This is a genomic window from Kocuria salsicia (genome assembly GCF_007681555.1).
Taxonomy (GTDB): domain Bacteria; phylum Actinomycetota; class Actinomycetes; order Actinomycetales; family Micrococcaceae; genus Kocuria; species Kocuria salsicia.
The window spans coordinates 62,209-83,486 of the sequence record NZ_VELE01000007.1 but is presented as its reverse complement, the minus strand read 5'-3'; the positions used below and the strand labels follow the sequence as shown (position 1 = coordinate 83,486).

Below are 21,278 nucleotides of genomic sequence, written 5' to 3'. Positions count from 1 at the left end.
CATGAACAAGATCGTCCCCGTCGCGAACCACTGCGACCGCATCACGCTCACCGGCCTGGGGGCCGTGGGCTACCACGGCGTCTTCGAGAAGGAGCGCCGCAGCGGGCAGCCCTTCTTCGTGGACCTCGTGCTCTACGTGGACCTGCGCCCGTCCGGTGCCACGGACGAGCTCACGCTCACCGTGCACTACGGGGAGGTCGCGGAGATGGTGCGGGAGATCATCATCGGCACGCGCTTCCAGCTCATCGAGGCGCTCGCGGAGGAGATCGCCCGCTGCCTGCTGCAGCGCTTCACCGCCGTGCGCGCCCTGGACGTGACCGTCCACAAGCCCAAGGCGCCCATTGACGTCACCTTCTCGGACGTGGCGGTGAGCATCTTCCGCTCCCGCGCAGGGGAGGACACCCCCGTGGCGCCGGAGGGCGGTCGCTGATGGCGTCCCGGTGCGTCGTCGCCCTGGGGGCGAACCTCGGCGACCGAGCGGCCGTGCTGCGCGACGCAGTGGCGGCCCTGGACGCCGTTCCCCGCACGCGCGTGCAGGCGTGCTCGCCCGTGGTCGAGACCCGCCCTGTGGGCGGACCCGCGAACTCGCCGGACTACCTCAACGCCGTGGTGGAGCTGGCCACGCAGCTCGGTCCGGACGAGGTGCTCAGCGCGTGCCAGCGCATCGAGAACGCGCACGGGCGCACCCGCGAGGTGCGCTGGGGTCCCCGCACCCTGGACCTGGACGTCGTGTGCTTCGAGGGCGTGCGCAGCGATGACCCGCGGCTGATCCTGCCGCACCCGCGTGCCGCCGAGCGCGCGTTCGTGCTCGAGCCCTGGGCGCTCATGGACCCCGCCGCGGTGCTGGAGGGGCGTTCCGTGCGCGAGCTCGCGGACACAGCACCGGACCGCGCGGACCTGACCGTGACCGACGTCGTCCTGTGCTTGCCCGAACAGGAGGGAGAGGCCCCGTGCGCTACCTGAACCCGTGGACCCTCGTGGTGGTGGCGGCCGTGTCCGCCGCCGTGGGCTGGAGCATCAACCACGTGGTCAGCGGTGCCCACCAGGCGCTGCTGATCCTGCCGTGGGTGAGTCTCGTGGCGGAGCTGGGGGCGGGGATCGTCGTCGGCTACCTCGGGCTGCGGCTGCGGGCCTACCGGGACCCGGAGAGGGAGGGCGCGCGGCGCAGGGACCAGGCCCGTCGCAAGCCGTACGACCCGGTGTGGGCCGTCGGCACTGCCGCAGCGGCGCAGGCCATCGCGTACTACGGGGCGCTGTGCGCGGGCTGGCACACGGGGATCGGCGGGGACCAGCTGAGCCTGCTCGCGGTGCGCTCCACCCAGGAGCCGCTGTGGCAGTGCGTGGCCCAGGTGGTGGCCGGTCTGCTGCTCGTGGTGCTCGGGTGGATCGTGGAGAAATCCTGCCGCCTGCCACCGGATGACCCGGACGCGGGGGAGGAAACCCCCTACGGTGGACGGCAAGACCCGTACGCGACAGGAGAGGGAGGGTATGCCCGCCACGAATGACCCCCATGAGCTCTCCCCCGCGGAGCTGACGTGGCACCGCGTGTCCCCGCGCTACGTCACGGCGCGGCTGCTGAACAGGATGGTGACCACGGTGATCTGGACGGCCATCGTCTCGGTCCCGGTCCTCCTGGCGCTGCTCGGCGTCTGGAGCGGCGGGGTGCAGTGGTGGCTGTGGTTGCCCCCGGCGGTCGTGCTCGCGTGGGGCGTGGTGCAACTGTGCCTGACCCCGCGCCGGGTGCGCGCCATCGGCTACGCGCAGGCACCCACCGAGCTGTGGCTGCGCAAGGGTCTCTTCTTCCGCACCGTGACTGTGGTGCCGTACGGGCGCATGCAGTACGTGGAGATCAGCACGGGGCCGGTCCTCAACGCCTTCGGGCTGGCCTCGGTCACGCTGCACACGGCCTCCGCGGGCACCGACGCAGTGCTGCCCGGACTGCCCCGCGAGGAGGCGGACCGGCTGCGGGAGCAGCTCACGGAGCGCGGTGAAGCCCACATGGTGGGCCTGTGATGGCGTGCGCAACCCCCGGTGGCCAGCCCTTCGGGGACCAGCCTGCAGGGGGCCAGCCCTTCGTCGACCAGCCGTGGGCAGACACCGCGGACACGACGTCGCCCGGCCGCAGCGGGGGCCTGGAGCCCCTCCAGCCGGACGCCCCGGACGTGTGGCACCGCGTGCACCCCCTCACGCCGTTCGTGCGCAGCTGGCTCCTGCTCGTGGCGCTCGTCTGGGGCATCGGCCACACGTTCGTGGAGGACATCGTCTCTGCCCTGATCAAGGGCGAGCCCATCAGCGTGGACGTGGGCGGCCCCGTCCAGGTGGTGGGAGCTGGACTGTTCATCGCCCTTTTGTGCGGTGTGCTGGGCCTGCTGATCGGTCTGGGGCTGCTCTCGTGGTGGTTCACGCGCTACCAGATCACGCGGGAGCACGTCCGCTTCCGGAGCGGGTGGTTCTTCCGCACCCAGCGCCAGGCGCGGCTGGATCGCGTCCAGGGCATCGACATCGAGCGCAAGTTCCTGCCCCGGATCCTGGGTCTGGCGGCTCTGAAGTTCGACGTGGCCGACGGCGGGTCCAGCGTCCTCGAGCTCTCCTACCTGGGCCGCGACCACGCCCGGCTGCTGCGGAAGCAGCTGCTCGTGGCTTCCCACGAGGCCGCCGACGACGCACTCGCCGTCTCCCGCGGGCAGCGCACGGGGGACTCGGCCATCCTCGCGCAGGGCACCGTCGAATCGGCCGCGTCCGCAGACGGCAGCGTCGTCGGCCAGGCAGGCGGAACCTCCGGGAAGGTGGCGGCGTCCGAGGGTGGGGCTCTCCCGACCGGCGGCGCAGCGGCGCATACGGCTCCCTGGGACAGTTCGGGCACGGCCGCCGCACCGGCGGCCGGGACGGGAGCTGTGCGCGGTGCCCCCGGCGAGGCGAGCATTCCGCCGGGTGCCGCAGTGGAGGAAGCGGGGACGGCCTCGTCGTCGATGCCCGACCGTGACGGCGTGGACGTGCGCGTGGCCCGGAAGTACGGGCTGCTCACGGAGAAGGACGAGCTGCGGCAGGTCTTCACCGTGCCCACAGGAAGGGTTCTGCTGAGCCTCGTGTGCTCGGTGCCCGCGGTGCTGCTGGCCCTGGTGCTGGTGGCTGCCGCCGTGGCGTGGGTGGTCTACCCGGACGCGCTGCTCGTGCTGGTGCCCACCGCCGTCCCGATGCTGCTGGGCGTGGTCTCCGGGCTCTACGGGCGGCTCGAGAAGAGCTGGGGTTTCACGCTCAGCGAGGTTCCCAGCGGTGTCCGGTCCCGAGCGGGGCTGTTCAACGAGCGCTCCTCGACCATCCCCACCGGCCGGGTGCAGGCGCTGGAGGTGACGCGGCCCGCCCTGTGGCGCATCTTCGGCGGTCACCGGGTGGTCGTGACCACCGCGGGCAAGGGTGGTGCGGAGGCGGCCGAGGGACTGGGCTCGCTCGTGCTCCCCGTGGGCACGGCCGAGCAGGTGCGCGTGATCCTGGCCCTGCTCCTGCCCCTGCCGGACGACCCGGAACCGCTCGTGACCGAGGGCCTCGACGGCGTGGGGGACGGCGGCCGGTTCACCACCAGTCCGCGGCGTGCCCGGTGGTTCGACCCGGTCACGTGGCGGCGCACCGGCTTCGCGATGGACGACTCCTCCCTGGTGCTGCGCCGTGGCCGGCTCAGTCGGCACGCGAGCGTGGTCCCGCACCACAAGACGCAGTCCGTCGCGCTCTCGCAGGGGCCGCTGGAGCGTCGCCTGCGGCTCGCGAGCTTTGCTGTGCACGTGACGGCCGGAAGCGTGACGACGTCCGTGGACCACCTGGACGTGGACCGCGCCCGCGAGGCGCAGTGGCGCCAGAGCGAGCTCGCGCGAGCCGCGCGCGAGCGGGTCGGCGCGCACCGCGGGAACGCCGGGGCCGTCACCTCGGACACCCGAGGCAGCGACGTCGCGGTTGACATCCCGCGTGCCGGCGGACCCGTCCCGCTTCGCCCCTGACCGCCCCATGTTCCCCGCACCGGCGTGCGCTAGCCTGTGGGTGCCATCGTCCCTCCCGAGGAGTTCTCCGTGCCCCAGCCCAGTCACCGCCCAGGCCGTCTCGGTGTGGGCGTCATCAGTGCAGGGAAGGTGGGGGCCGTACTCGGTGCCGCCCTGCGAGCGGCGGGACACGCCGTCGTCGGTGTCCACGCGTCCTCGTCCGAGAGCCGGGAACGAGCCGCCGCCCTGCTGCCGGACGTGCCCGTGCTGGACGTCCCCACCATCGTGGAGCGCAGCGAGCTCGTTCTGCTCGCCGTCCCGGACGACCAGCTGCCGGGGCTCGTGAGCGGCCTCGCGCAGACCGGTGCGTGGCAGCCCGGCCAGCTCGTGGTGCACACGGCGGGCCGCTACGGCACGGACGTGCTGGAACCGGTGCGTGCCGCGGGCGGGATCGGCCTGGCCATCCACCCCGCGATGACCTTCACGGGACTGAGCCTGGACCTGCAGCGGCTCGTGGACTGCAGCTTCGGGGTCACCGCCGCGGCACCCGTGCTCCCCATCGCCCAGGCGCTCGTGGTGGAGATGGGAGCCGATCCGGTGGTGGTCGCCGAGGCGGACCGCCCGCTCTACCATGCGGCCCTCGCCCACGGATCGAACCACGTCATGACGCTGCTCGGTGAGTCCATGCAGCTGCTCGGGGAGATCGGGGTCGAGCGCCCGGACCGCGTCCTCGGCCCGCTCGTACGCGCCACGGTGGACAACGCACTGGCCTCCGGGGAGAACGCGCTCACGGGCCCGGTGGCGCGCGGGGACGTGGCCACCGTCGAGGCGCACGTGGCCGCCCTGCGGGAGCTGGCGGGCGGCGCTGCGGCCACGGGCCCCGACACTGGGCCCCAGCTGCTGACCGGTTATCTGGCCCTGGGACGGCAGACGGCCGAACGGGCCCGCGTGTCCGGCAGACTGGACGAGACGACGTACCGCGCGGTGCTGACCGCGCTCGAGGAAGGGGAACGGCCGTGACGGAACCGGCGGTGTGCACCACCGTGGCGCAGCTGCGCGATGAGGTGGCCGCGCGCACCGCGGCCGGCGCGGCGAGCGTGGGGCTGCTGCCCACCATGGGCGCGCTGCACCCGGGGCACCTGCAGATTGCGCGCCGCACGCGGGCGGAGAACGACGTCGCCGTCGTCTCGGTCTTCGTGAACCCCCTGCAGTTCGGCCCGGGGGAGGACTTCGAGAGCTACCCGCGGCAGCTGGTGCAGGACGTCCGGGTGCTCGCGCAGGAGGGCGTGGACCTCGTGTTCGCCCCCTCGGTGGAGGAGATGTACCCGGGTGGCACACCGGTGGTGTCCGTGACGTCGGGTGCGGCCGGTGCCGTGCTGGAGGGGGCCACGCGCCCCGGTCACTTCGACGGCGCGCTGACCGTGGTGAACAAGCTGCTCACCATCGTGGACCCCGGCCCGCGGATCCCGTTCCGGGCCTACTTCGGTGAGAAGGACGCCCAGCAGCTGCTGCTCATGCAGCGCATGGTGCGTGACTTCAACCTCCGCGTGGAGATCCGCCCGGTGCCCATCGTCCGCTCCGAGCAGGGCCTTGCGCTGTCATCCCGCAACCAGTACCTCTCACCGGAGCAGGCCGGGCACGCGCTCGTGCTCAACGGCACCCTGCGGGCCCTGGCCGCCGGGGAGCTCACTCTGGACGAGGCCCGACGCCGCGTGGCCGCAGAACCGGAGGTCTCCCTCGACTACCTCGTGACCGTGGATCCCGACACGCTTGCGGTCACGGAACCCCGCCCCGGCGCGCTCGCACTGGTGGCGGCGTGGGTGGGCCCCACCCGACTGATCGACAACATGCGGATACCCGCGTGAACGGTATCCTGGTCGACTGTGACCGAACAGCCTGAAACCACCGTTCCCGCAGCGTCCCCCAGCTTCGACCCCGAGCTGAGCGCACACGAGCTCAACGACCAGATGCTGGTGCGCGCCGAGAAGCGCCAGGCGGCTTCGGACGCCGGGATGGCACCGTACCCGGTGGGTGTGAACCGTACCGCCACCCTGGCCGAGGTGCGCGAGCAGTTCGGCCACCTGGAGTCCGGCCAGGAGACCGAGCACGTGGTCACCGTGGCCGGGCGCGTGGTGCACGTGCGCAACACGGGCAAGCTGTGCTTCGGAACCCTCCAGGAGGGGGACGGCACCCGCCTGCAGGTCATGCTCTCCAAGGCGAACGTGGGGGACGAGCCCCTCGCGCAGTGGAAGGCCCTCGTGGACCTGGGCGACTTCGTGGCCGTCACGGGCCGCGTGATCAGCTCCCGCCGCGGCGAGCTCTCCGTGATGGCTGACTCCTGGACGATGGCGTCCAAGGCCCTGCGCCCTTTGCCCACCATGCACAAGGAGCTCAACGAGGAGACCAGGGTGCGCCAGCGCTACCTGGACCTGATCGTGCGCCAGGAGGCGCGCGACGTTGTGCTCACCCGCTCCGCGATCATCCGCACCGTGCGTCGCGTGATGGAGGAGCAGGGCTACGTGGAGATCGAGACCCCCATGCTCCAGCTGGTTCACGGCGGTGCCGCCGCGCGCCCGTTCGAGACGCACCTCAACGCGTTCGACCAGGACATGACCCTGCGCATCGCCACCGAGCTCTACCTCAAGCGCGCCGTGGTGGGCGGGATCGAGCGCGTGTTCGAGATCGGGCGCGTGTTTCGCAATGAGGGCGTGGACTCCTCCCACAGTCCCGAGTTCACCACTCTGGAGGCCTACGAGGCCTACGGGGACCAGTTCACGATGGCCGATCGCATCAGGACGATCATCCAGGAGTGCGCCCGCGTGCTGGGCGTCGAGGGCGTGGACACCCCCCAGGGCCGGATCGAGCTGTTCGGCGAGTGGAAGTGGCTCTCCGTGTACCCGGCGCTGTCCGAGGCCGTGGGGCGCGAGATCACCCCGGACACCCCCGCGGAGGTGCTGCGCACGGCCGCGGCCGAGCGCGAGATCCCGGTCAACCCCGCCTGGGACGCGCAGAAGCTCGTGATCGAGCTCTTCGGAGAGATCGTGGAGCCCACCCTGCTGCAGCCCACGTTCGTGTGCGACTACCCGCCGGCCGCTCAGCCGCTGGCGCGCCAGCACCGCTCGGAGCCCGGCCTGATCGAGGCCTGGGACCTGATCATCGGCGGCATGGAGCGCGGCACTGCGTTCTCCGAGCTGGTGGACCCCGTGGTGCAGCGCGAACGCCTCGTGGCGCAGTCCCGCCTGGCCGCGGCCGGGGACGACGAGGCCATGCAGCTGGACGAGGACTTCCTGCGCGCCCTGGAACACGGAGCGCCGCCCATGGGCGGACTCGGACTCGGTCTGGACCGTCTCATCATGCTTTTCACGAACCTCGGAATCCGGGAGACCATTCTCTTCCCACTCATGAAGCCCGAGTGATTCGACCCGCAGTACACTCGCGCACAGCAATCGCACAGACCCCCGGAGGATGATCACCCGCATGGATTACCTGGCCGTATTTCTCCCCTCGCTGGGCGTGGGTGTGGTGTTCTACCTGGTGATGCGCTGGCTGTTCCGCGGGGATCGGGCCGAGCGCAGTGCGCAGACACGGGCGCAGCAGGACGCCGAGCGCTGGTACCGCGAGGTGCGGGAGCGTGAGGGGGACGCAGCGCCCTTTGGACACGAGCAGGAAACGCAGCGGCCGCAGCGCGGACTGGCCCTGCGCAACAGCATTCCTATTCGTGAATCACCGGAAGACCCCGGGCGCGCGGAATAGGCTGTCATGACAATTGACGAATTGCGTGCAATGATGGGGCATGTGATTCGGGGAAATCGGCGCGCGTTCGATTTACACTCCGCCCGCAATGTCATGAATGTACTGCAGCGCATGCTGGGCGCGTGGGCGGATTCGGGGACGGGCGGCGTATTCTGCGGTTCACCCCACACCTTTCGTTCACCACAGCAAAGCAAAAGAACTATTCTGCCCGCGGGCACTTGGAGGAGATGACATGGCTCAGACCGTGAAGATCATTCTTGAGGACGACATCGACGGCGGCGAGGCCAACGAGACGGTGCGCTTCGGTCTGGACGGGGGCCAGTACGAGATCGACCTCAGCTCCGCGAATGCGACCAAGCTGCGCGACGCCATGCGGCCGTACGTGACCGCAGGGCGCCGCGCCACCGCCAAGAGCGGGCGCACCACCACCGCCACCACTCGTCCCAACCGCTCCGGCAACCCGGAGACCCCCAAGATCCGCGCGTGGGCCAAGGAGAAGGGCCTGCAGGTCTCGGACCGCGGCCGGATCCACCAGGACATCCAGGACCAGTACTACGCCGAGAACGGCAACTGATCCGCCACGGTCTGCCACCCGGGACCCCTCCCGGGCAGCTGCGGACCGTGCGGTGCCGTGGGAGAGTCACGTGCTGACCCGCGGCACCACCCGGCAACGGCCGGAACACGCCAGCACTGACGTGTTCCGGCCGTCGTCGTCGGTGGGGAAAGCGGCGGGGCGCGCATGCGCGCGCGGCACCGGGGGAGGAATTTTGCTGAGGGCTGGATACCGTGCGCCAGTGGCGAACAGTGCCCGGAGCGGCGACTCAGGTGCCTAGCATCGTGGGCAGAGATCAATGAAGGAGTATCCATGTTCGAACGCTTCACCGACCGTGCCCGCAGGGTCGTCGTGCTGGCCCAGGAAGAGGCCAGGATGCTCAACCACAACTACATCGGGACCGAGCACCTGCTGCTCGGCCTGATCCATGAAGGCGAGGGTGTTGCCGCCAAGGCCCTCGAGTCCATGGGCATCACGTTGAGCGCCGCGCGCGAGCAGGTCCAGGACATCATCGGTCCGGGCCAGCAGGCGCCGTCGGGCCACATCCCGTTCACGCCCCGCGCCAAGAAGGTGCTGGAGCACTCGCTGCGCGAGGCCCTGCAGCTGGGGCACAACTACATCGGCACCGAGCACATCCTGCTCGGCATCATTCGTGCCGGCGAGGGCGTGGCCTCCCAGGTGCTCGTCAAGCTCGGGGCGGATCCCGCCAAGGTGCGTGCCACCGTGCTGGAGCTCATCTCGGGCTACCAGTCCGGCAGCGGTGGCGGCGAGAAGGAGGCCGCCGGCGTCGGCTCCGGTGGTCGTGCGGAGGGAACCCCCGCAGGCTCCGCCGTGCTGGACCAGTTCGGCCGCAACCTCACCGCGGCCGCCCGCGAGTCTCAGCTGGACCCTGTGATTGGACGCTACCGCGAGATGGAGCGCGTCATGCAGGTGCTCTCGCGGCGCACCAAGAACAACCCTGTGCTGATCGGCGAGCCCGGCGTCGGCAAGACCGCCGTGGTGGAGGGCCTGGCCCAGGCAATCGTGCGCGGGGACGTGCCCGAGACGCTGAAGGACAAGCAGCTCTACACGCTGGACCTCGGTTCCCTGGTGGCGGGTTCGCGCTACCGCGGCGACTTCGAGGAACGGCTCAAGAAGGTCCTCAAGGAGATCCGCACGCGCGGTGACATCATCCTGTTCATCGACGAGATCCACACCCTGGTGGGTGCCGGTGCCGCTGAGGGCGCGATCGATGCCGCCTCCATCCTCAAGCCCATGCTGGCGCGGGGCGAGCTGCAGACCATCGGCGCCACCACGCTGGACGAGTACCGCAAGCACATCGAGAAGGACGCCGCCCTGGAGCGCCGCTTCCAGCCCATCCAGGTGGACGAGCCCTCCGAGGCCCACGCTGTGGAGATCCTCAAGGGCCTGCGGGACAAGTATGAGGCGCACCACCGCGTGTCCATCTCGGACGACGCCCTGGACGCCGCCGTGCACATGTCCGCGCGCTACATCTCGGACCGTTTCCTGCCGGACAAGGCCATCGACCTGATCGACGAGGCCGGTGCCCGCCTGCGCATCAAGCGCATGACGGCACCGCCGGAGATCAAGGCCCTGGATGAGAAGATCGCGGAGACCAAGCAGGGCAAGGAAGCCGCGATCGACGGCCAGGACTACGAGAAGGCCGCGGCCCTGCGTGACACCGAGCAGAAGCTCATCGCGGAGCGGGACCAGAAGGACAAGGCCTGGCGAGAGGGGGACGAGCAGATCTCGGAGGTGACCCCGGAGGTCATCTCGGACGTGCTCTCAGCCTCCACGGGAGTGCCGGTGTACAAGCTCTCCGAGGAGGAGTCCGGACGGCTCCTGCACATGGAGGACGAGCTGCACAAGCGCGTCATCGGGCAGGACGAGGCCATCAAGGCACTGTCCCGCTCGATCCGCCGCACCCGCGCGGGTCTGAAGGATCCCCGTCGCCCCGGTGGCTCGTTCATCTTCGCCGGACCCACCGGCGTGGGCAAGACCGAGCTGGCCAAGGCGCTCGCGGAGTTCCTGTTCGGCGACGAGGACGCCCTGATCACGCTGGACATGTCCGAGTACCAGGAGAAGCACACGGTCTCGCGGCTCTTCGGTGCCCCTCCGGGCTACGTGGGCTACGAGGAGGGCGGCCAGCTGACCGAGAAGGTCCGCCGCAAGCCGTTCTCCGTGGTGCTCTTCGACGAGGTCGAGAAGGCGCACCAGGACCTGTTCAACTCGCTGCTGCAGATCCTCGAGGACGGTCGTCTGACCGACTCGCAGGGCCGCGTGGTGGACTTCAAGAACACGGTGATCATCATGACCACCAACCTGGGCACCCGGGACATCTCCCGCACGGTTCCCGTGGGCTTCCAGGCCAGCGGGGACGCGGCGACGTCCTACGACCGCATGCAGGCCAAGGTGCAGGAGGAGCTCAAGGAGCACTTCCGCCCCGAGTTCCTCAACCGGGTGGACGAGATCATCGTGTTCCCGCAGCTGAGCGAGTCCGAGATCGTGCAGATCGTGGACCTGTTCGTGGCGCGGCTGCAGCAGCGGCTGCGCGAGCAGGACATGTCGATCACGCTCACGGACGAGGCCAAGAAGCTCGTGGCCAAGCGCGGCTACGACCCCTCCATGGGTGCGCGTCCGCTGCGCCGGACCATGCAGCGCGAGATCGAGGACCAGCTCTCGGAGCGGATCCTGTTCGGTGAGATCGCCTCCGGCGAGAAGATCACCGTGGGTGTCGAGGGAGAGGGCGACGACGCCGCCTTCACCTTCTCCTCCACGCCCATGTCCGAGCTCTCGGCCGAGGAGCTGCAGGAGATCGAGGACACGCCGAGCCTCACGGACGGGGACGACAGCCAGTCCGGCAAGGACGTCCCGCGCTCGCCCCACACCGGTGGCGACACCGGCGGGGGAGCGGCGCAGGCCCAGGCCTGAGCCTGACGGGCCGTGCCGGGAGACCGGCACGGACCCCCTGACGCGAGCGGGCGGCGTCGTGGACCACAGCGGTTCACGACGCCGCCCGCTCGCGTTGTCGTGTCCGGTCCCCGCTCCGCGTTGCCGGGCAGGCACCTCTCCGCGTTGCCTGGTCGGCTCCGAGCCGGTCGTTGGCGGCGGGCCACCGCGTACAGTCGGGGCCATGACAGAGATCCGCATCCGCCCCGCCCGGACCACCGACGTCCACGGGATCAAGGAGCTCGTGGCGCCCATGGCGGCCGAGCGCATCCTGATCACCAAGGACACGGTCACCTACTACGAGAGCATCCAGGAGTTCGTGGTCGCGGAGGACGGCGAGGGGACCCTGGTGGGGTGCGGTGCGCTGCACGTGATGTGGGAGGACCTCGCGGAGGTGCGCACGCTCGCCACGTCCCCGGCGGCGCGCGGGCACGGCGTGGGCGGGGGCATGATCCGGGAGCTGCTGGCGCGGGCCTCCCGGCTGGGGGTGAGCCGGGTCTTCTGCCTCACGTTCGAGGTGGACTTCTTCGCGGCGCACGGCTTCGAGGTCATGGCGAACCAGGAGACCATCCCGCCGGAGGTGTTCGCGGAGCTGCTGCGCTCCCACGACGAGGGTGTGGCCGAGTACCTGGACCTCGCCCGGGTGAAGCCGAACACGCTGGGCAACACCCGGATGATCCGTTCCGTCACACCGGAAGGCACCGCCATATCGGAAGGCGCCGTCACACCGGGAATCGCCACCACACCGGGCGGCGCCGTCACACCGGAAGGCTGAGCCCGCCGTCGGACTCGGCGGCCAGGCCGTCCGCGAGCAGCCCGGCCAGGGCGCGTTCGCGCTGCTCGGCCGGGGCGGGCAGCCGCCACAGGGCGGTGAGACCGTCCACGACCACCTGCGGCGGCGCCCCGTGCTCCGTGGCGAGCTGCTCTGCGGAGGAGGCGTCCGCGAGCAGCAGGCGGCGGGGCACCGGTTCCTCCGCGGCACGCAGCACGGCCATGAGTGCACCGCGCACCTGCCGGTCGGTTCCGTGCCACGCCTGCCCGCGCGGCACGTCCTCGGCCGGGGGGCTGCCCGCGGCCAGCCACGCGCAGTCCTCCCGCACCGGGCAGTCGGAGCAGCGCGGAGAACGTGCCGTGCAGACCAGGGCGCCAAGCTCCATGACGGCCTGGTTCCACGCGACGGACTCGGGGACGCCCCGGGGCAGCAGCTCCTCGGCGAGCCGCGTCTCGGCGGCCGTGAGGGAACGGGAGGGCAGCGCTCGCCCCGTGAACAGCCGGGCCTCCACGCGCCGGATGTTGGTGTCCACCACCGCGTGGCGCTGGCCGAACGCGAAGACAGCCACCGCGGCGGCGGTGTACGCCCCGATCCCGGGCAGCGCGAGCAGCTCGGAGTGCCTGCTCGGCACCCGCCCGCCGTGCTCGTCACGGATGCTCTGGGCGGCAGCGTGCAGCCGCAGGGCGCGGCGGGGGTAGCCGAGCCGATCCCAGGCGCGGACGACGTCCGCCGGGGAGGCCTCCGCCAGGTCCCGGGGCTCCGGCCACTGCTGCATCCAGCGCCGCCACACGGGCAGCACGCGCACCACGGGGGTCTGCTGCAGCATGATCTCGCTGACGAGCACCTGCCACGGGGTGCGCTCCGGTGCCCGCCAGGGGAGGTCCCGGGCGGCGCGCGCGTACCACTCGATCACGGCGCGGTGGATGCCCTGGTGGTCGTCCTGCTGGGGGTCTTCCGCGGCGGGACCGGCGCTCGAGTTCATAACTCCCCACGGTAACCTGGAGACCATGGCTTCCCACGGTTCCGAGCGTCACGATCCCCCCGCGCACCCCTCCGACGACGGGGGCTCGGAGGCCCGGCTCCCGGACCACGTCTACCGGCGACGCCGCCTGGTGGCGCTGTCCGTGCTGGTGCTCCTCGCCCTGTTCCTCGTCGGGGGTGTCACCATGGGCGTCCGTGCCGTGACCTCCTCGGAGTCCGGGGACGAGGACCCGGCCCCGGCCGCCGCGTCGACCGCGAGCACCCAGGTCACCGCCAACCCGGACCAGAAGTTCGCCGACTTCACGCCCCGGCCCAACCCCTCGGGCCCGGGGAGCGCGGCGCCGTCGTCCTCACCCAGTGCGAGCAGCACACCCCAGGCGTGCGGAACGAACCTCACGGTCACGGCCTCCACCGACAAGGAGACCTACGCCGCCAAGGAGCAGCCCGCGCTCGTGATGACCCTGGAGAACACCGGGGACAACCAGTGCACCGTGAACGCCGGCAGCAAGCAGATGGCGTTCGTGGTGACCTCCGGCTCGGACACCGTGTTCGACTCGCGCCACTGCGCCGCCCCGGGCGAGGACAAGACGGTCACGCTCGACGCGGGGCAGAAGGAGACGTCGCGGCTGACCTGGAACCGCGTCCGCACCGCAGAGGGCTGCCCCGCCGGTCAGGCGGAAGCGCTCGCGGGGTACTACAACCTCACGGCCTCCCTGGGCGAGGACAGCAGCCCCCAGGTGGCGTTCGTCCTGCAGTAGGCGGCCCTGACCGCGAGGGGGCGTTCACAGCCAGCGGCGCTTTTCTCGGCAGGAGAAACTCTCGCCCGGGGCGGCGGTCGCCACCTCCGGCCGGTTGGCTCGCGCCCCCAGGAGCGTGCCGCTGGACGGCAGCGGCTCACATGAAGCGGTCGAGCAGGCTCGTCTCTGCCATGCGGGAGAGGGACTCGCGGACCGTGCGGGCCCGCTGCTCGCCGATGCCCTCCACGGACATCAGGTCCTCGAGGTTCGCGGCCATCAGGGACTGCAGCCCGTCGAACTGCGCCACGAGTCGCTTGGCCACCGCGCGCGGCATGGACTTGATCCCCTCGAGCAGCCGGTAGCCGTGGGGGTGGAGGTCTGTCTCCAGGCTCCACTGCGGTGCCGTGAGACCCGCGGCGGAGGCGACCTTCTGCAGGTCGATGAGGTCCGCGGAGGACAGCTCCGCCAGTCGCTCCAGGGCCGCGTCCAGCTCCTCGGCGGGGGTGGGGTCCGGGAGGTAGTCCCGCAGGACGACGTCCGGGCCGGGACCGGTGCCGGCGGTGAGCTCCTCGAGCTGCAGGGAGATCAGCCGCCCGTCCTCGCCGAGCTCCAGCACGTACCACCCGATCTCCTCCGAAATGCGCCGGACCATCTCCATGCGCTGCAGGGTGAGGGCGACGTCCCGTGCGGTCACCGCCGCCTCGATCTCGAGGGCCGAGAGGGCCCCGAGCACCTGCTCCAGACGGTGGCTGTAGTGCTCGAGGGTCTGCAGCGCCTGGTTCGCCCGGGCCATGATGGCCTGCGAGCCCTCGATGACGTACCGGTAGTCGTCCACGTAGATGGTGATCACGCTCATCGACTGGCTCACCGAGATCACGGGCAGGCCGGTCTGCTTGGCGGTGCGCTCCGCGGAGCGGTGCCGCGTGCCGGACTCCTGAGTGGTGATTCGTGCATCCGGCATGAGCTGGACCCCGGCCTTCAGGAGGCGGGAGGCGTCCCTGTCGCACACGATCGCACCGTCCATCTTGGCGAGCTCGCGCAGCTTGGTGGGGGTGAAGTCCGTGTCGATGTCGAAGCCCCCGGAGCACAGCGACTCCATGGAGCGCTCGAAGCCGAGGACGATCAGCGCACCCGTGCGACCCCGCAGGATGCGCTCCAGCCCGGTCCGCAGCTCGGTCCCGGGGGCGACCCGCGCGAGGGTCTTCCGCAGAGCGGTTTCACGTGTCTTCACCACGACACCATTCTATGTACGGGTCTCTGTACGGGCCGCGCACAGCGTGGTGCAGGCTCTGCGGCCAGCCCGCGGCCCGTCCTCGCCCGCCGCGGCCCACGGGCTCAGCCGGCCCGCGGCGGGAAGAGCAGCTCCATAGCCTGGTTCACCGTGGTCACCTCCCGCACCGAGAACCCCGGCGGGATCTTCCCCGGGCCGCTGGGCGAGGCGGGGACGACCGCGTGGGTGAATCCCAGGCGGGCGACCTCCTGGATCCGACGGTTGATCTCCGGCACCGGCCGCACCTCCCCGGCCAGCCCGATCTCCCCGAAGCACACGAGCCGCTGCGGCAGCGGGCGGTCCTGCGCGGCGGAGGCCAGGGCCATGCACACGGCCAGGTCCGTGGCGGGCTCCGTGAGCCGCACCCCGCCCACCGTGGAGACGTAGCAGTCCATGGAGGCGAGGGCCACGCCGGCCCTGCGCTGCAGCACGGCCAGCAGCATGGCTACGCGGGAGCCGTCCAGCCCGGCGGTGGCCCGCCGCGGCTGCGCGGTGCTCGACTTGTCCAGCAGCGCCTGGACCTCGGCGAGCAGGGGTCGGCGGCCCTCCACCGTGACGCTCAGGCACGTGCCCGCCACCGGCACGGGGGTGCGGGAGACGAACAGTCCCGAGGGGTCCGAGACGGAGCGGATGCCGTTCTCCTCGAGGTCGAAGCACCCCACCTCGTCCGTGGGCCCGAAGCGGTTCTTGACGGCCCGCAGCAGCCGGATGCGCGAGTGCTTGTCACCCTCGAACTGGCACACCACGTCCACGAGGTGCTCGAGCAGCCGGGGCCCGGCGATCGAGCCCTCCTTGGTCACGTGGCCCACGAGCAGGGTGGTCATGTTCCTGGTCTTCGCGGCGTGGATGAGGCTCGCGGCCACCTCCCGCACCTGGCTCACACCGCCGGCGGAGCCCTCGATCTCCGAGCTCGCCAACGTCTGCACGGAGTCCACGACCAGCAGGTCCGGGGACAGCGCCTCGACTTGCGCCAGTGCCGCCGAGAGGTCCGACTCCGCCGCCAGGTACAGCGTGTCTGAGAGTGCGTTGATCCGCTCGGCTCTCAGCTTCACCTGCGCGGCGGACTCCTCCCCGGTCACGTAGAGCACGGTGCGAGGGGAGGCCCCGGACGACGTTGCCCGCGAACCGGACGCGCGTTCCGCGCCCTCGCCGGTACTGGCGTTCGGCCCCGCGGTGCGCATCGCCTCACCCGCGGCGCCCGCGGCAACCTTCGCGGCGGCGTCCAGCAGCAGGGTGGACTTGCCCACGCCGGGTTCACCGGCGAGCAGGATCACGGCGCCCGGGACGAGCCCGCCCCCGAGCACCCTGTCCAGCTCGGGAACCTGGGTGGGGGTGAACCGCGCGACGGAGGAGTCCACCTGGGAGATGGGCCGTGCCGGAGTGGCCACGGAGGACGCCGCTCGGGTGCGACCGTGCTCCTGGCTGCCGCCCATCTCCTGGACGGTTCCCCAGGCCTGGCACTCACCGCAGCGCCCCACCCACTTGGCGGTGGTCCACCCACACTCCGTGCAGCGGTAGGTCACGGAGGGCTTACGGGTCTTCGTGCTCATGGCCTCACCATAGGGGGCGGCTCCGACGCGCATAGGCGACCGGGCCGGCCCCGCCGCCTCACTGCCCGCCGAGCGCCGGGAGGCTCTTGGCGGCGGTCTCGTGGGAGACCCCTGCGGCCTCGAGCAGGTCCACCACCATGGGACGCAGCAGCAGCACGAGCGCCTCGCCCTCCATAGTGCGGATGCCCATGGCACCAGGTTCCAGACGCTGGGCCACGGAGAACAGCTCGTTGCGCGTCTGGCGCAGGTAGCTCTCCCTCGTCTGCTCGTGGCTCTCGGCCAGGGCGTGGCCCAGGCTCAGGACGGCGTCCGAGAGGTCGGCGAGGGCCCCGGAGAGGGAAGTCACGGCGTCGTCGGCGAGCGTGACCCTGTTGAGCACGGACGCGAGGCGGCGTGCGAAGACCCGGGAGTTGCGCACCGCGAGGTCGAGGTAGCGGATGCTCTCACTCAGCTCGTCGATCTCGTGGCGGTGGCGCCGGTAGAGGGGGGACGCGTACGTGATCTCGCGCGAGCCCATGAGCCCCGTGCGCACCGAGTCCACCAGCGGCTGGGTCTGGCGTCCCCGGACCAGAGCGTGCCACGCGAGCCGGGAGTCGGTGTCCGCGACGGCGTGCGAGCAGTCGGTGAGAATGCGCGTGAACTCGTCAATGAGCTTGCTGAGGTCCTGGCGGGGTTCGCGGCGCGGGTCCTGCGGCACGATGTACGCGAGCACGAGCGCGCACAAGCAGCCCACGACCGCGTCGAGCGAGCGGGCGAACACGCCGTCCTGGGAGGGTGGCAGCAGCACCACGAGCACGGACTGCAGACCCATCTGGGTGGTGAAGATGGCGCCGTTGTCCAGGAACCGGGCGAGCAGCAGGGACACGAGCAGGACGACGGCGGCCTGCCACTCCCCGGGACCCAGCAGGTGGATCAGGAGGTCGCCCACGACGATCCCGAGCGTGCAGCCGATGGAGACCTCGAGCACGCGGCGGTAGCGCAGCCCTCCCTTGGCGTAGCCGAGGGAGACGAGGGCGGCGGTGGCGGCGAAGATGGGGCCGTGGTGGCCCAGCAGCCGCTCGGCGATCACGTACGCCCCCACGGCGGCCACCGTCATCTGGACCGCCTGAAAGTAGCCTGCGGTCATCCGCACCCACCCGGTGCGGCCGCGACGGCCCGCGATCTCGGGGACACGGCGGAGTCGGGAGCGGTGGGTAGCTGCTTCCGAGGAGGCCATGAGGCCATCCTAGGCTCTCCCTCCGACAGCCCCTGTGCCAGTTGTTAATCGCCCGTTCACCTTCGTGGCCGACGCTGTCCACGTTCGATGCCTACGGTGAGCGCTGGGCGCACTGAGAGCGCTGCGGTGGTGCACGCCGAGACCCGTTCGGCCCCGTTCACCCGCTCCACCGGTACATGCTTTCGAAGGGAAAAACTGTGAAGCTTTCGCACGTCGGCCGCTCGGCCGCAGTCCTGGCCATTGGTGCCCTCGCCCTGACCGCTTGCGGCTCCGACAACCCCACCGGAAGTGCCGGGGGCGGCTCGGGGGAGCAGAGCGGGGTCTCCGGGACCCTGACCGGCATCGGCGCCTCCTCGCAGCAGGCCGCCATGACCGCGTGGCAGAACGGCTTCCAGTCCGCGAACAGCGGTGCCACGGTGCAGTACTCGCCGGACGGCTCCGGCGCGGGGCGCAAGGCGTTCCTGGCGGGCGGGGCGAACTTCGCCGGCTCGGACGCCTACCTCACCGAGGACGAGGTCTCCCAGGCGAAGCAGCAGTGCGGGGACGCCGGGGCCATGGACCTGCCCGTCTACGTCTCCCCGATCTCGGTGGCCTTCAACCTGCCGGGCGTGAAGTCGCTGAACCTGGACGCGCCCACGATCGCCAAGATCTTCAAGGGCGAGATCAAGAAGTGGAACGCGGACGAGATCAAGAAGCAGAACCCGGACGCCGATCTGCCGGACACAGCCGTGACCGTGGTGCACCGCAGCGACGACTCCGGCACCACCGAGAACTTCACGGACTACCTCTCCAAGGCCGCGCCCCAGGACTGGACGGAGGAGCCTGCCCAGGCGTGGCCCACCAAGTACGCGGCCGAGAACAACAAGGGCACCTCCGGCGTGGTTTCCACGACCTCCAGCACCGAGGGCGCCGTGACGTACGCGGACTCCTCCGCCGTGGGGGACCTCGGCACCGCGGCCATCAAGGTGGGTGAGAAGTACGTGGCCCACTCCGCGGACGCCGCCGCCAAGGCCGTGGAGGTCTCCAAGCAGGTCGAGGGCCGCGGCGAGCACGACATGGCCATCGACATCGACCGCGCCACCACGGAGGCCGGGGCCTACCCGCTGGTGCTGATCTCCTACCACGTGGTGTGCTCCACCTACGACTCCCAGGAGACGGCGGACCTCGTGAAGTCCTTCGAGAAGTACGTGGTCTCCGAGGACGGCCAGAAGGCCGCCGCGGACTCCGCCGGCTCCGCCCCGCTGTCCCAGTCCCTGCGGGACGAGGCCAAGGCCGCCGTGGAGTCCATCTCCGCGAAGGGCTGACCCGCCCGCAGCGCACGGACGCGGCGTCGGCACCTCATGGGGAGCCGACGCCGCAGCCACGCCCCCGGGGCCCACGAGCCCCTAGGCTGGGCGGTGGCCTTCGCCCAGCACGCACCAGACCTTGATCGAAGGGACTGTTCCATGTCCACCACCCTTAGCGCACGCAAACCCGGGACCAGCTCGTCCGCGGGCGGGCGTGCCGGTGACGCCGTCTTCTCCGGGCTCAGCCTGGCCGCGGGGATCCTGATCTTCGCGGTCCTGGCGGCCGTGGCGCTGTTCCTGCTGCTGCAGGCGCTGCCCACGTTCACCGCCCCCGCGGCCGAGATCACCGGGGGCGCCGGGTTCTTCAGCTACATCGGCCCGCTCGTGGTCGGAACGCTGATCGCCTCGGTGATCGCCCTGCTGATCGCCACGCCCGTGGGCATCCTCGTGGCCCTCTACATCTCGCACTACGCACCGGCGCGGATCTCCACCCCGGTCGGCTATGTGATCGACCTGCTCGCGGCGATCCCCTCCGTGATCTACGGCGCGTGGGGTGCCACAGTGCTCGCCCCCGCGCTCGTGCCGCTGTACACCTGGCTCAGCGAGCACGCCGGGTTCATCCCCTTCTTCACGGGCCCCGCGTCCCAGACCGGCAAGACCATGCTCACCGCGGGCATCGTGCTCGCCATCATGATCCTGCCCATCATCACGTCCATGTCCCGCGAGATCTTCTCCCAGACCCCCAAGCTGCACGAGGAGGCCGCGCTCGCCCTGGGCGCCACGCGCTGGGAGATGATCCGCGTGTCCGTGCTGCCCTTCGCGCGCCCGGGGATCGTCTCCTCGATCATGCTCGCGCTCGGCCGCGCCCTCGGCGAGACCATGGCGGTGGCCCTGGTGCTCTCGTCCGGACCGATGATCGCGTCCCTCGTCAAGTCCGGCAACCAGACCATCGCGGCGGAGATCGCCCTGAACTTCCCGGAGGCCTACGGCCTGCGGCTGTCCGAGCTGATCGCCGCCGGGCTGGTGCTGTTCCTCATCACCCTGGTGGTCAACATGATTGCCCGCGCCATCATCGCCCGCTACAAGGAATTCTCGGGGGCCAACTGATGTCCACGTCCACGCAGACCTCCCAGCCCGGCCCCGGCGTCTCGCCGGTGCGCCGCTCCAAGCTCACGCGCGGGCAGCGGCCCCGCTGGCTCGTGCCCGTGGTGGGCGTCGTCGCCGTGGTGGCGGGTGCCGCGCTCGCCGCGCTGGTGGGCTTCGGCATCGCCCTGTGGGCGCTGTTCGCCGCGGTGATCTTCCTGGTGGTGGGACCGCTCGCCGTGGGGCTCATCGAGGGCTCCCGCGCCGGGAAGGACTCGCTGATGACCTTCCTGGTCTACACGGCCTTCGTCCTGGCGGTCATCCCGCTGGTCTCCGTGATCTGGACGGTGCTCGTCAACGGCGTCCCCGGGCTGACCGGCAACATGCTGTGGACCTCCATGAACGGGGTCACCGGCCTGCAGGACAACACCGCGGGATCCTCCGGCGAGGTGGTGGGCGGTGCGTACCACGCGATCGTGGGCACGGTGTCCATCACCTTCTGGGCCACGGTCATGTCGGTGCCGGTGGGCCTGCTCACCGCCATCTACCTGGTCGAGTACTCCCAGGGCGGCTGGCTCGGCAAGGCGATCACGTTCTTCGTGGACGTGATGACCGGCATCCCGTCCATCGTGGCCGGTCTCTTCGCCGCGGCCCTGTTCGGGATGATCTTCGGGCCCTCCACCCGCACGGGCTTCGTGGCCGCCGTGGCACTGACCGTGCTGATGATCCCCACGGTGGTCAAGAACACGGAGGAGATGCTGCGGATCGTGCCCAACGAGCTGCGCGAGGCCTCCTACGCGCTGGGCGTGCGCAAGTGGCGCACCATCCTCAAGGTGGTCATCCCCACCGCGATCTCGGGCATCGCGTCCGGCGTGACGCTGGCGATCGCGCGCGTGATCGGTGAGACCGCGCCCCTGCTGGTGACGGCGGGCTTCGCCACGGCCATCAACTGGAACTCGTTCTCCGGCTGGATGACCACGCTGCCCACGTTCATCTACTACCAGATCATGAACCCGACGTCGCCCACGAACCCCGACCCCTCGCTGCAGCGGGCGTGGGCCGCGGCCCTGATCCTCATCATCATCGTGATGCTGCTGAACCTCGTGGCGCGCCTGATCGCCCGGGCGTTCGCCCCCAAGACCGCCGGGCGCTGAGCGCGG

At 70.9% G+C, this 21,278-nt stretch carries 19 protein-coding genes and 1 pseudogene; 16 read left to right on the top strand and 4 right to left on the bottom strand.

Translation table 11 applies throughout. The features are described from left to right. The first annotated feature begins 1 nt into the window (after position 1). From folB to FS770_RS10165, 12 genes and pseudogenes are all read left to right on the top strand, one after another. Positions 2 to 430 (top strand): dihydroneopterin aldolase, encoded by a 429-nt coding sequence (gene folB / locus FS770_RS10220; protein WP_055082543.1) that lies wholly within the window; start codon positions 2 to 4, stop codon positions 428 to 430. After that, positions 430 to 963: a 2-amino-4-hydroxy-6-hydroxymethyldihydropteridine diphosphokinase gene (gene folK, locus FS770_RS10215; RefSeq protein WP_144943087.1), complete on the top strand. Its 534-nt coding sequence runs from the start codon at positions 430 to 432 to the stop codon at positions 961 to 963. Before folB ends, folK begins: the two co-directional genes overlap by 1 nt. Beyond that, a complete protein-coding gene (locus FS770_RS10210) occupies positions 951 to 1,505 on the top strand; it encodes a DUF3180 domain-containing protein (RefSeq protein ID WP_144943088.1) in 555 nt (184 codons plus the stop codon). The genes folK and FS770_RS10210 overlap by 13 nt, the downstream gene beginning before the upstream one ends. Continuing rightward, positions 1,489 to 2,013: a PH domain-containing protein gene (locus FS770_RS10205; RefSeq protein WP_144943089.1), complete on the top strand. Its 525-nt coding sequence runs from the start codon at positions 1,489 to 1,491 to the stop codon at positions 2,011 to 2,013. The genes FS770_RS10210 and FS770_RS10205 overlap by 17 nt, the downstream gene beginning before the upstream one ends. Then, positions 2,013 to 3,989, top strand: a complete 1,977-nt coding sequence (locus FS770_RS10200) for a PH domain-containing protein (protein WP_144943090.1) — start codon at positions 2,013 to 2,015, stop codon at positions 3,987 to 3,989. Before FS770_RS10205 ends, FS770_RS10200 begins: the two co-directional genes overlap by 1 nt. Before the next feature lie 69 nt (positions 3,990 to 4,058). Continuing rightward, on the top strand, positions 4,059 to 4,988 hold the full coding sequence (locus tag FS770_RS10195; RefSeq protein WP_144943091.1) for a Rossmann-like and DUF2520 domain-containing protein: 930 nt from the start codon (positions 4,059 to 4,061) through the stop codon (positions 4,986 to 4,988). Continuing rightward, positions 4,985 to 5,833, top strand: a complete 849-nt coding sequence (gene panC / locus FS770_RS10190; protein WP_144943092.1) for a pantoate--beta-alanine ligase — start codon at positions 4,985 to 4,987, stop codon at positions 5,831 to 5,833. Before FS770_RS10195 ends, panC begins: the two co-directional genes overlap by 4 nt. A gap of 18 nt (positions 5,834 to 5,851) precedes the next feature. Further along, the gene (gene lysS, locus FS770_RS10185) at positions 5,852 to 7,384 is read left to right on the top strand and encodes a lysine--tRNA ligase (RefSeq protein WP_144943093.1); all 1,533 of its coding nucleotides are present in this window, start codon (positions 5,852 to 5,854) and stop codon (positions 7,382 to 7,384) included. 61 nt (positions 7,385 to 7,445) lie between these two features. Further along, positions 7,446 to 7,721, top strand: coding sequence for a hypothetical protein (locus tag FS770_RS10180; protein ID WP_244944871.1), 276 nt, complete (start codon positions 7,446 to 7,448; stop codon positions 7,719 to 7,721). A 232-nt stretch (positions 7,722 to 7,953) separates the two neighbouring features. Beyond that, complete coding sequence (locus FS770_RS10175) at positions 7,954 to 8,295, top strand: histone-like nucleoid-structuring protein Lsr2 (RefSeq protein WP_144943095.1); 342 nt, start codon at positions 7,954 to 7,956, stop codon at positions 8,293 to 8,295. Between the two features lie 291 nt (positions 8,296 to 8,586). Beyond that, positions 8,587 to 11,205 carry an ATP-dependent Clp protease ATP-binding subunit gene (locus FS770_RS10170; protein WP_144943096.1) on the top strand — a complete coding sequence of 873 codons (2,619 nt, stop codon included), beginning with the start codon at positions 8,587 to 8,589 and terminating at the stop codon, positions 11,203 to 11,205. Positions 11,206 to 11,407: 202 nt separating this feature from the next. After that, positions 11,408 to 11,911 (top strand): annotated as a pseudogene (locus tag FS770_RS10165) (amino-acid N-acetyltransferase); the annotation flags it as partial. 70 nt (positions 11,912 to 11,981) lie between these two features. On the opposite strand, the gene FS770_RS10160 reads toward FS770_RS10165, so the two are convergent. Next, on the bottom strand, positions 11,982 to 12,977 hold the full coding sequence (locus FS770_RS10160; RefSeq protein ID WP_244944870.1) for an HhH-GPD family protein: 996 nt from the start codon (positions 12,975 to 12,977) through the stop codon (positions 11,982 to 11,984). Positions 12,978 to 13,002: 25 nt separating this feature from the next. Here FS770_RS10160 and FS770_RS10155 point away from each other — a divergent pair, with 25 nt between their 5' ends. Next, the gene (locus FS770_RS10155) at positions 13,003 to 13,734 is read left to right on the top strand and encodes a hypothetical protein (RefSeq protein WP_144943098.1); all 732 of its coding nucleotides are present in this window, start codon (positions 13,003 to 13,005) and stop codon (positions 13,732 to 13,734) included. A gap of 136 nt (positions 13,735 to 13,870) precedes the next feature. Here the strand turns inward: FS770_RS10155 and disA are convergent, their stop codons facing one another. The 3 genes from disA to FS770_RS10140 all read right to left on the bottom strand — a co-directional run bounded on the left by disA (position 13,871) and on the right by FS770_RS10140 (position 17,749). Continuing rightward, positions 13,871 to 14,947 (bottom strand): DNA integrity scanning diadenylate cyclase DisA, encoded by a 1,077-nt coding sequence (gene disA, locus FS770_RS10150; RefSeq protein WP_145011589.1) that lies wholly within the window; start codon positions 14,945 to 14,947, stop codon positions 13,871 to 13,873. Positions 14,948 to 15,048: 101 nt separating this feature from the next. Further along, a complete protein-coding gene (gene radA, locus FS770_RS10145) occupies positions 15,049 to 16,533 on the bottom strand; it encodes a DNA repair protein RadA (RefSeq protein ID WP_055082910.1) in 1,485 nt (494 codons plus the stop codon). A gap of 58 nt (positions 16,534 to 16,591) precedes the next feature. Further along, positions 16,592 to 17,749, bottom strand: coding sequence for an FUSC family protein (locus FS770_RS10140; protein WP_144943099.1), 1,158 nt, complete (start codon positions 17,747 to 17,749; stop codon positions 16,592 to 16,594). Between the two features lie 197 nt (positions 17,750 to 17,946). Here FS770_RS10140 and pstS point away from each other — a divergent pair, with 197 nt between their 5' ends. The 3 genes from pstS to pstA all read left to right on the top strand — a co-directional run bounded on the left by pstS (position 17,947) and on the right by pstA (position 21,272). Then, the gene (gene pstS, locus FS770_RS10135) at positions 17,947 to 19,053 is read left to right on the top strand and encodes a phosphate ABC transporter substrate-binding protein PstS (protein ID WP_186366753.1); all 1,107 of its coding nucleotides are present in this window, start codon (positions 17,947 to 17,949) and stop codon (positions 19,051 to 19,053) included. A gap of 141 nt (positions 19,054 to 19,194) precedes the next feature. Continuing rightward, positions 19,195 to 20,142 (top strand): phosphate ABC transporter permease subunit PstC, encoded by a 948-nt coding sequence (gene pstC / locus FS770_RS10130; protein WP_145011583.1) that lies wholly within the window; start codon positions 19,195 to 19,197, stop codon positions 20,140 to 20,142. Beyond that, positions 20,142 to 21,272: a phosphate ABC transporter permease PstA gene (pstA, locus tag FS770_RS10125; RefSeq protein ID WP_126874642.1), complete on the top strand. Its 1,131-nt coding sequence runs from the start codon at positions 20,142 to 20,144 to the stop codon at positions 21,270 to 21,272. The genes pstC and pstA overlap by 1 nt, the downstream gene beginning before the upstream one ends. The last annotated feature ends 6 nt before the right edge of the window (positions 21,273 to 21,278 follow it).

Coding starts and splice junctions, on each gene's coding strand:
- pstA (WP_126874642.1), top strand. CDS start 20,142: ATGTCCACGTCCACGCAGACCTCCCAGCCCGGCCCCGGCGTCTCGCCG.
- folB (WP_055082543.1), top strand. CDS start 2: ATGAACAAGATCGTCCCCGTCGCGAACCACTGCGACCGCATCACGCTC.
- FS770_RS10155 (WP_144943098.1), top strand. CDS start 13,003: ATGGCTTCCCACGGTTCCGAGCGTCACGATCCCCCCGCGCACCCCTCC.
- FS770_RS10175 (WP_144943095.1), top strand. CDS start 7,954: ATGGCTCAGACCGTGAAGATCATTCTTGAGGACGACATCGACGGCGGC.
- radA (WP_055082910.1), bottom strand. CDS start 16,533: ATGAGCACGAAGACCCGTAAGCCCTCCGTGACCTACCGCTGCACGGAG.
- FS770_RS10180 (WP_244944871.1), top strand. CDS start 7,446: ATGGATTACCTGGCCGTATTTCTCCCCTCGCTGGGCGTGGGTGTGGTG.
- FS770_RS10205 (WP_144943089.1), top strand. CDS start 1,489: ATGCCCGCCACGAATGACCCCCATGAGCTCTCCCCCGCGGAGCTGACG.
- FS770_RS10200 (WP_144943090.1), top strand. CDS start 2,013: ATGGCGTGCGCAACCCCCGGTGGCCAGCCCTTCGGGGACCAGCCTGCA.
- FS770_RS10170 (WP_144943096.1), top strand. CDS start 8,587: ATGTTCGAACGCTTCACCGACCGTGCCCGCAGGGTCGTCGTGCTGGCC.
- pstC (WP_145011583.1), top strand. CDS start 19,195: ATGTCCACCACCCTTAGCGCACGCAAACCCGGGACCAGCTCGTCCGCG.
- folK (WP_144943087.1), top strand. CDS start 430: ATGGCGTCCCGGTGCGTCGTCGCCCTGGGGGCGAACCTCGGCGACCGA.
- FS770_RS10160 (WP_244944870.1), bottom strand. CDS start 12,977: ATGAACTCGAGCGCCGGTCCCGCCGCGGAAGACCCCCAGCAGGACGAC.
- FS770_RS10140 (WP_144943099.1), bottom strand. CDS start 17,749: ATGGCCTCCTCGGAAGCAGCTACCCACCGCTCCCGACTCCGCCGTGTC.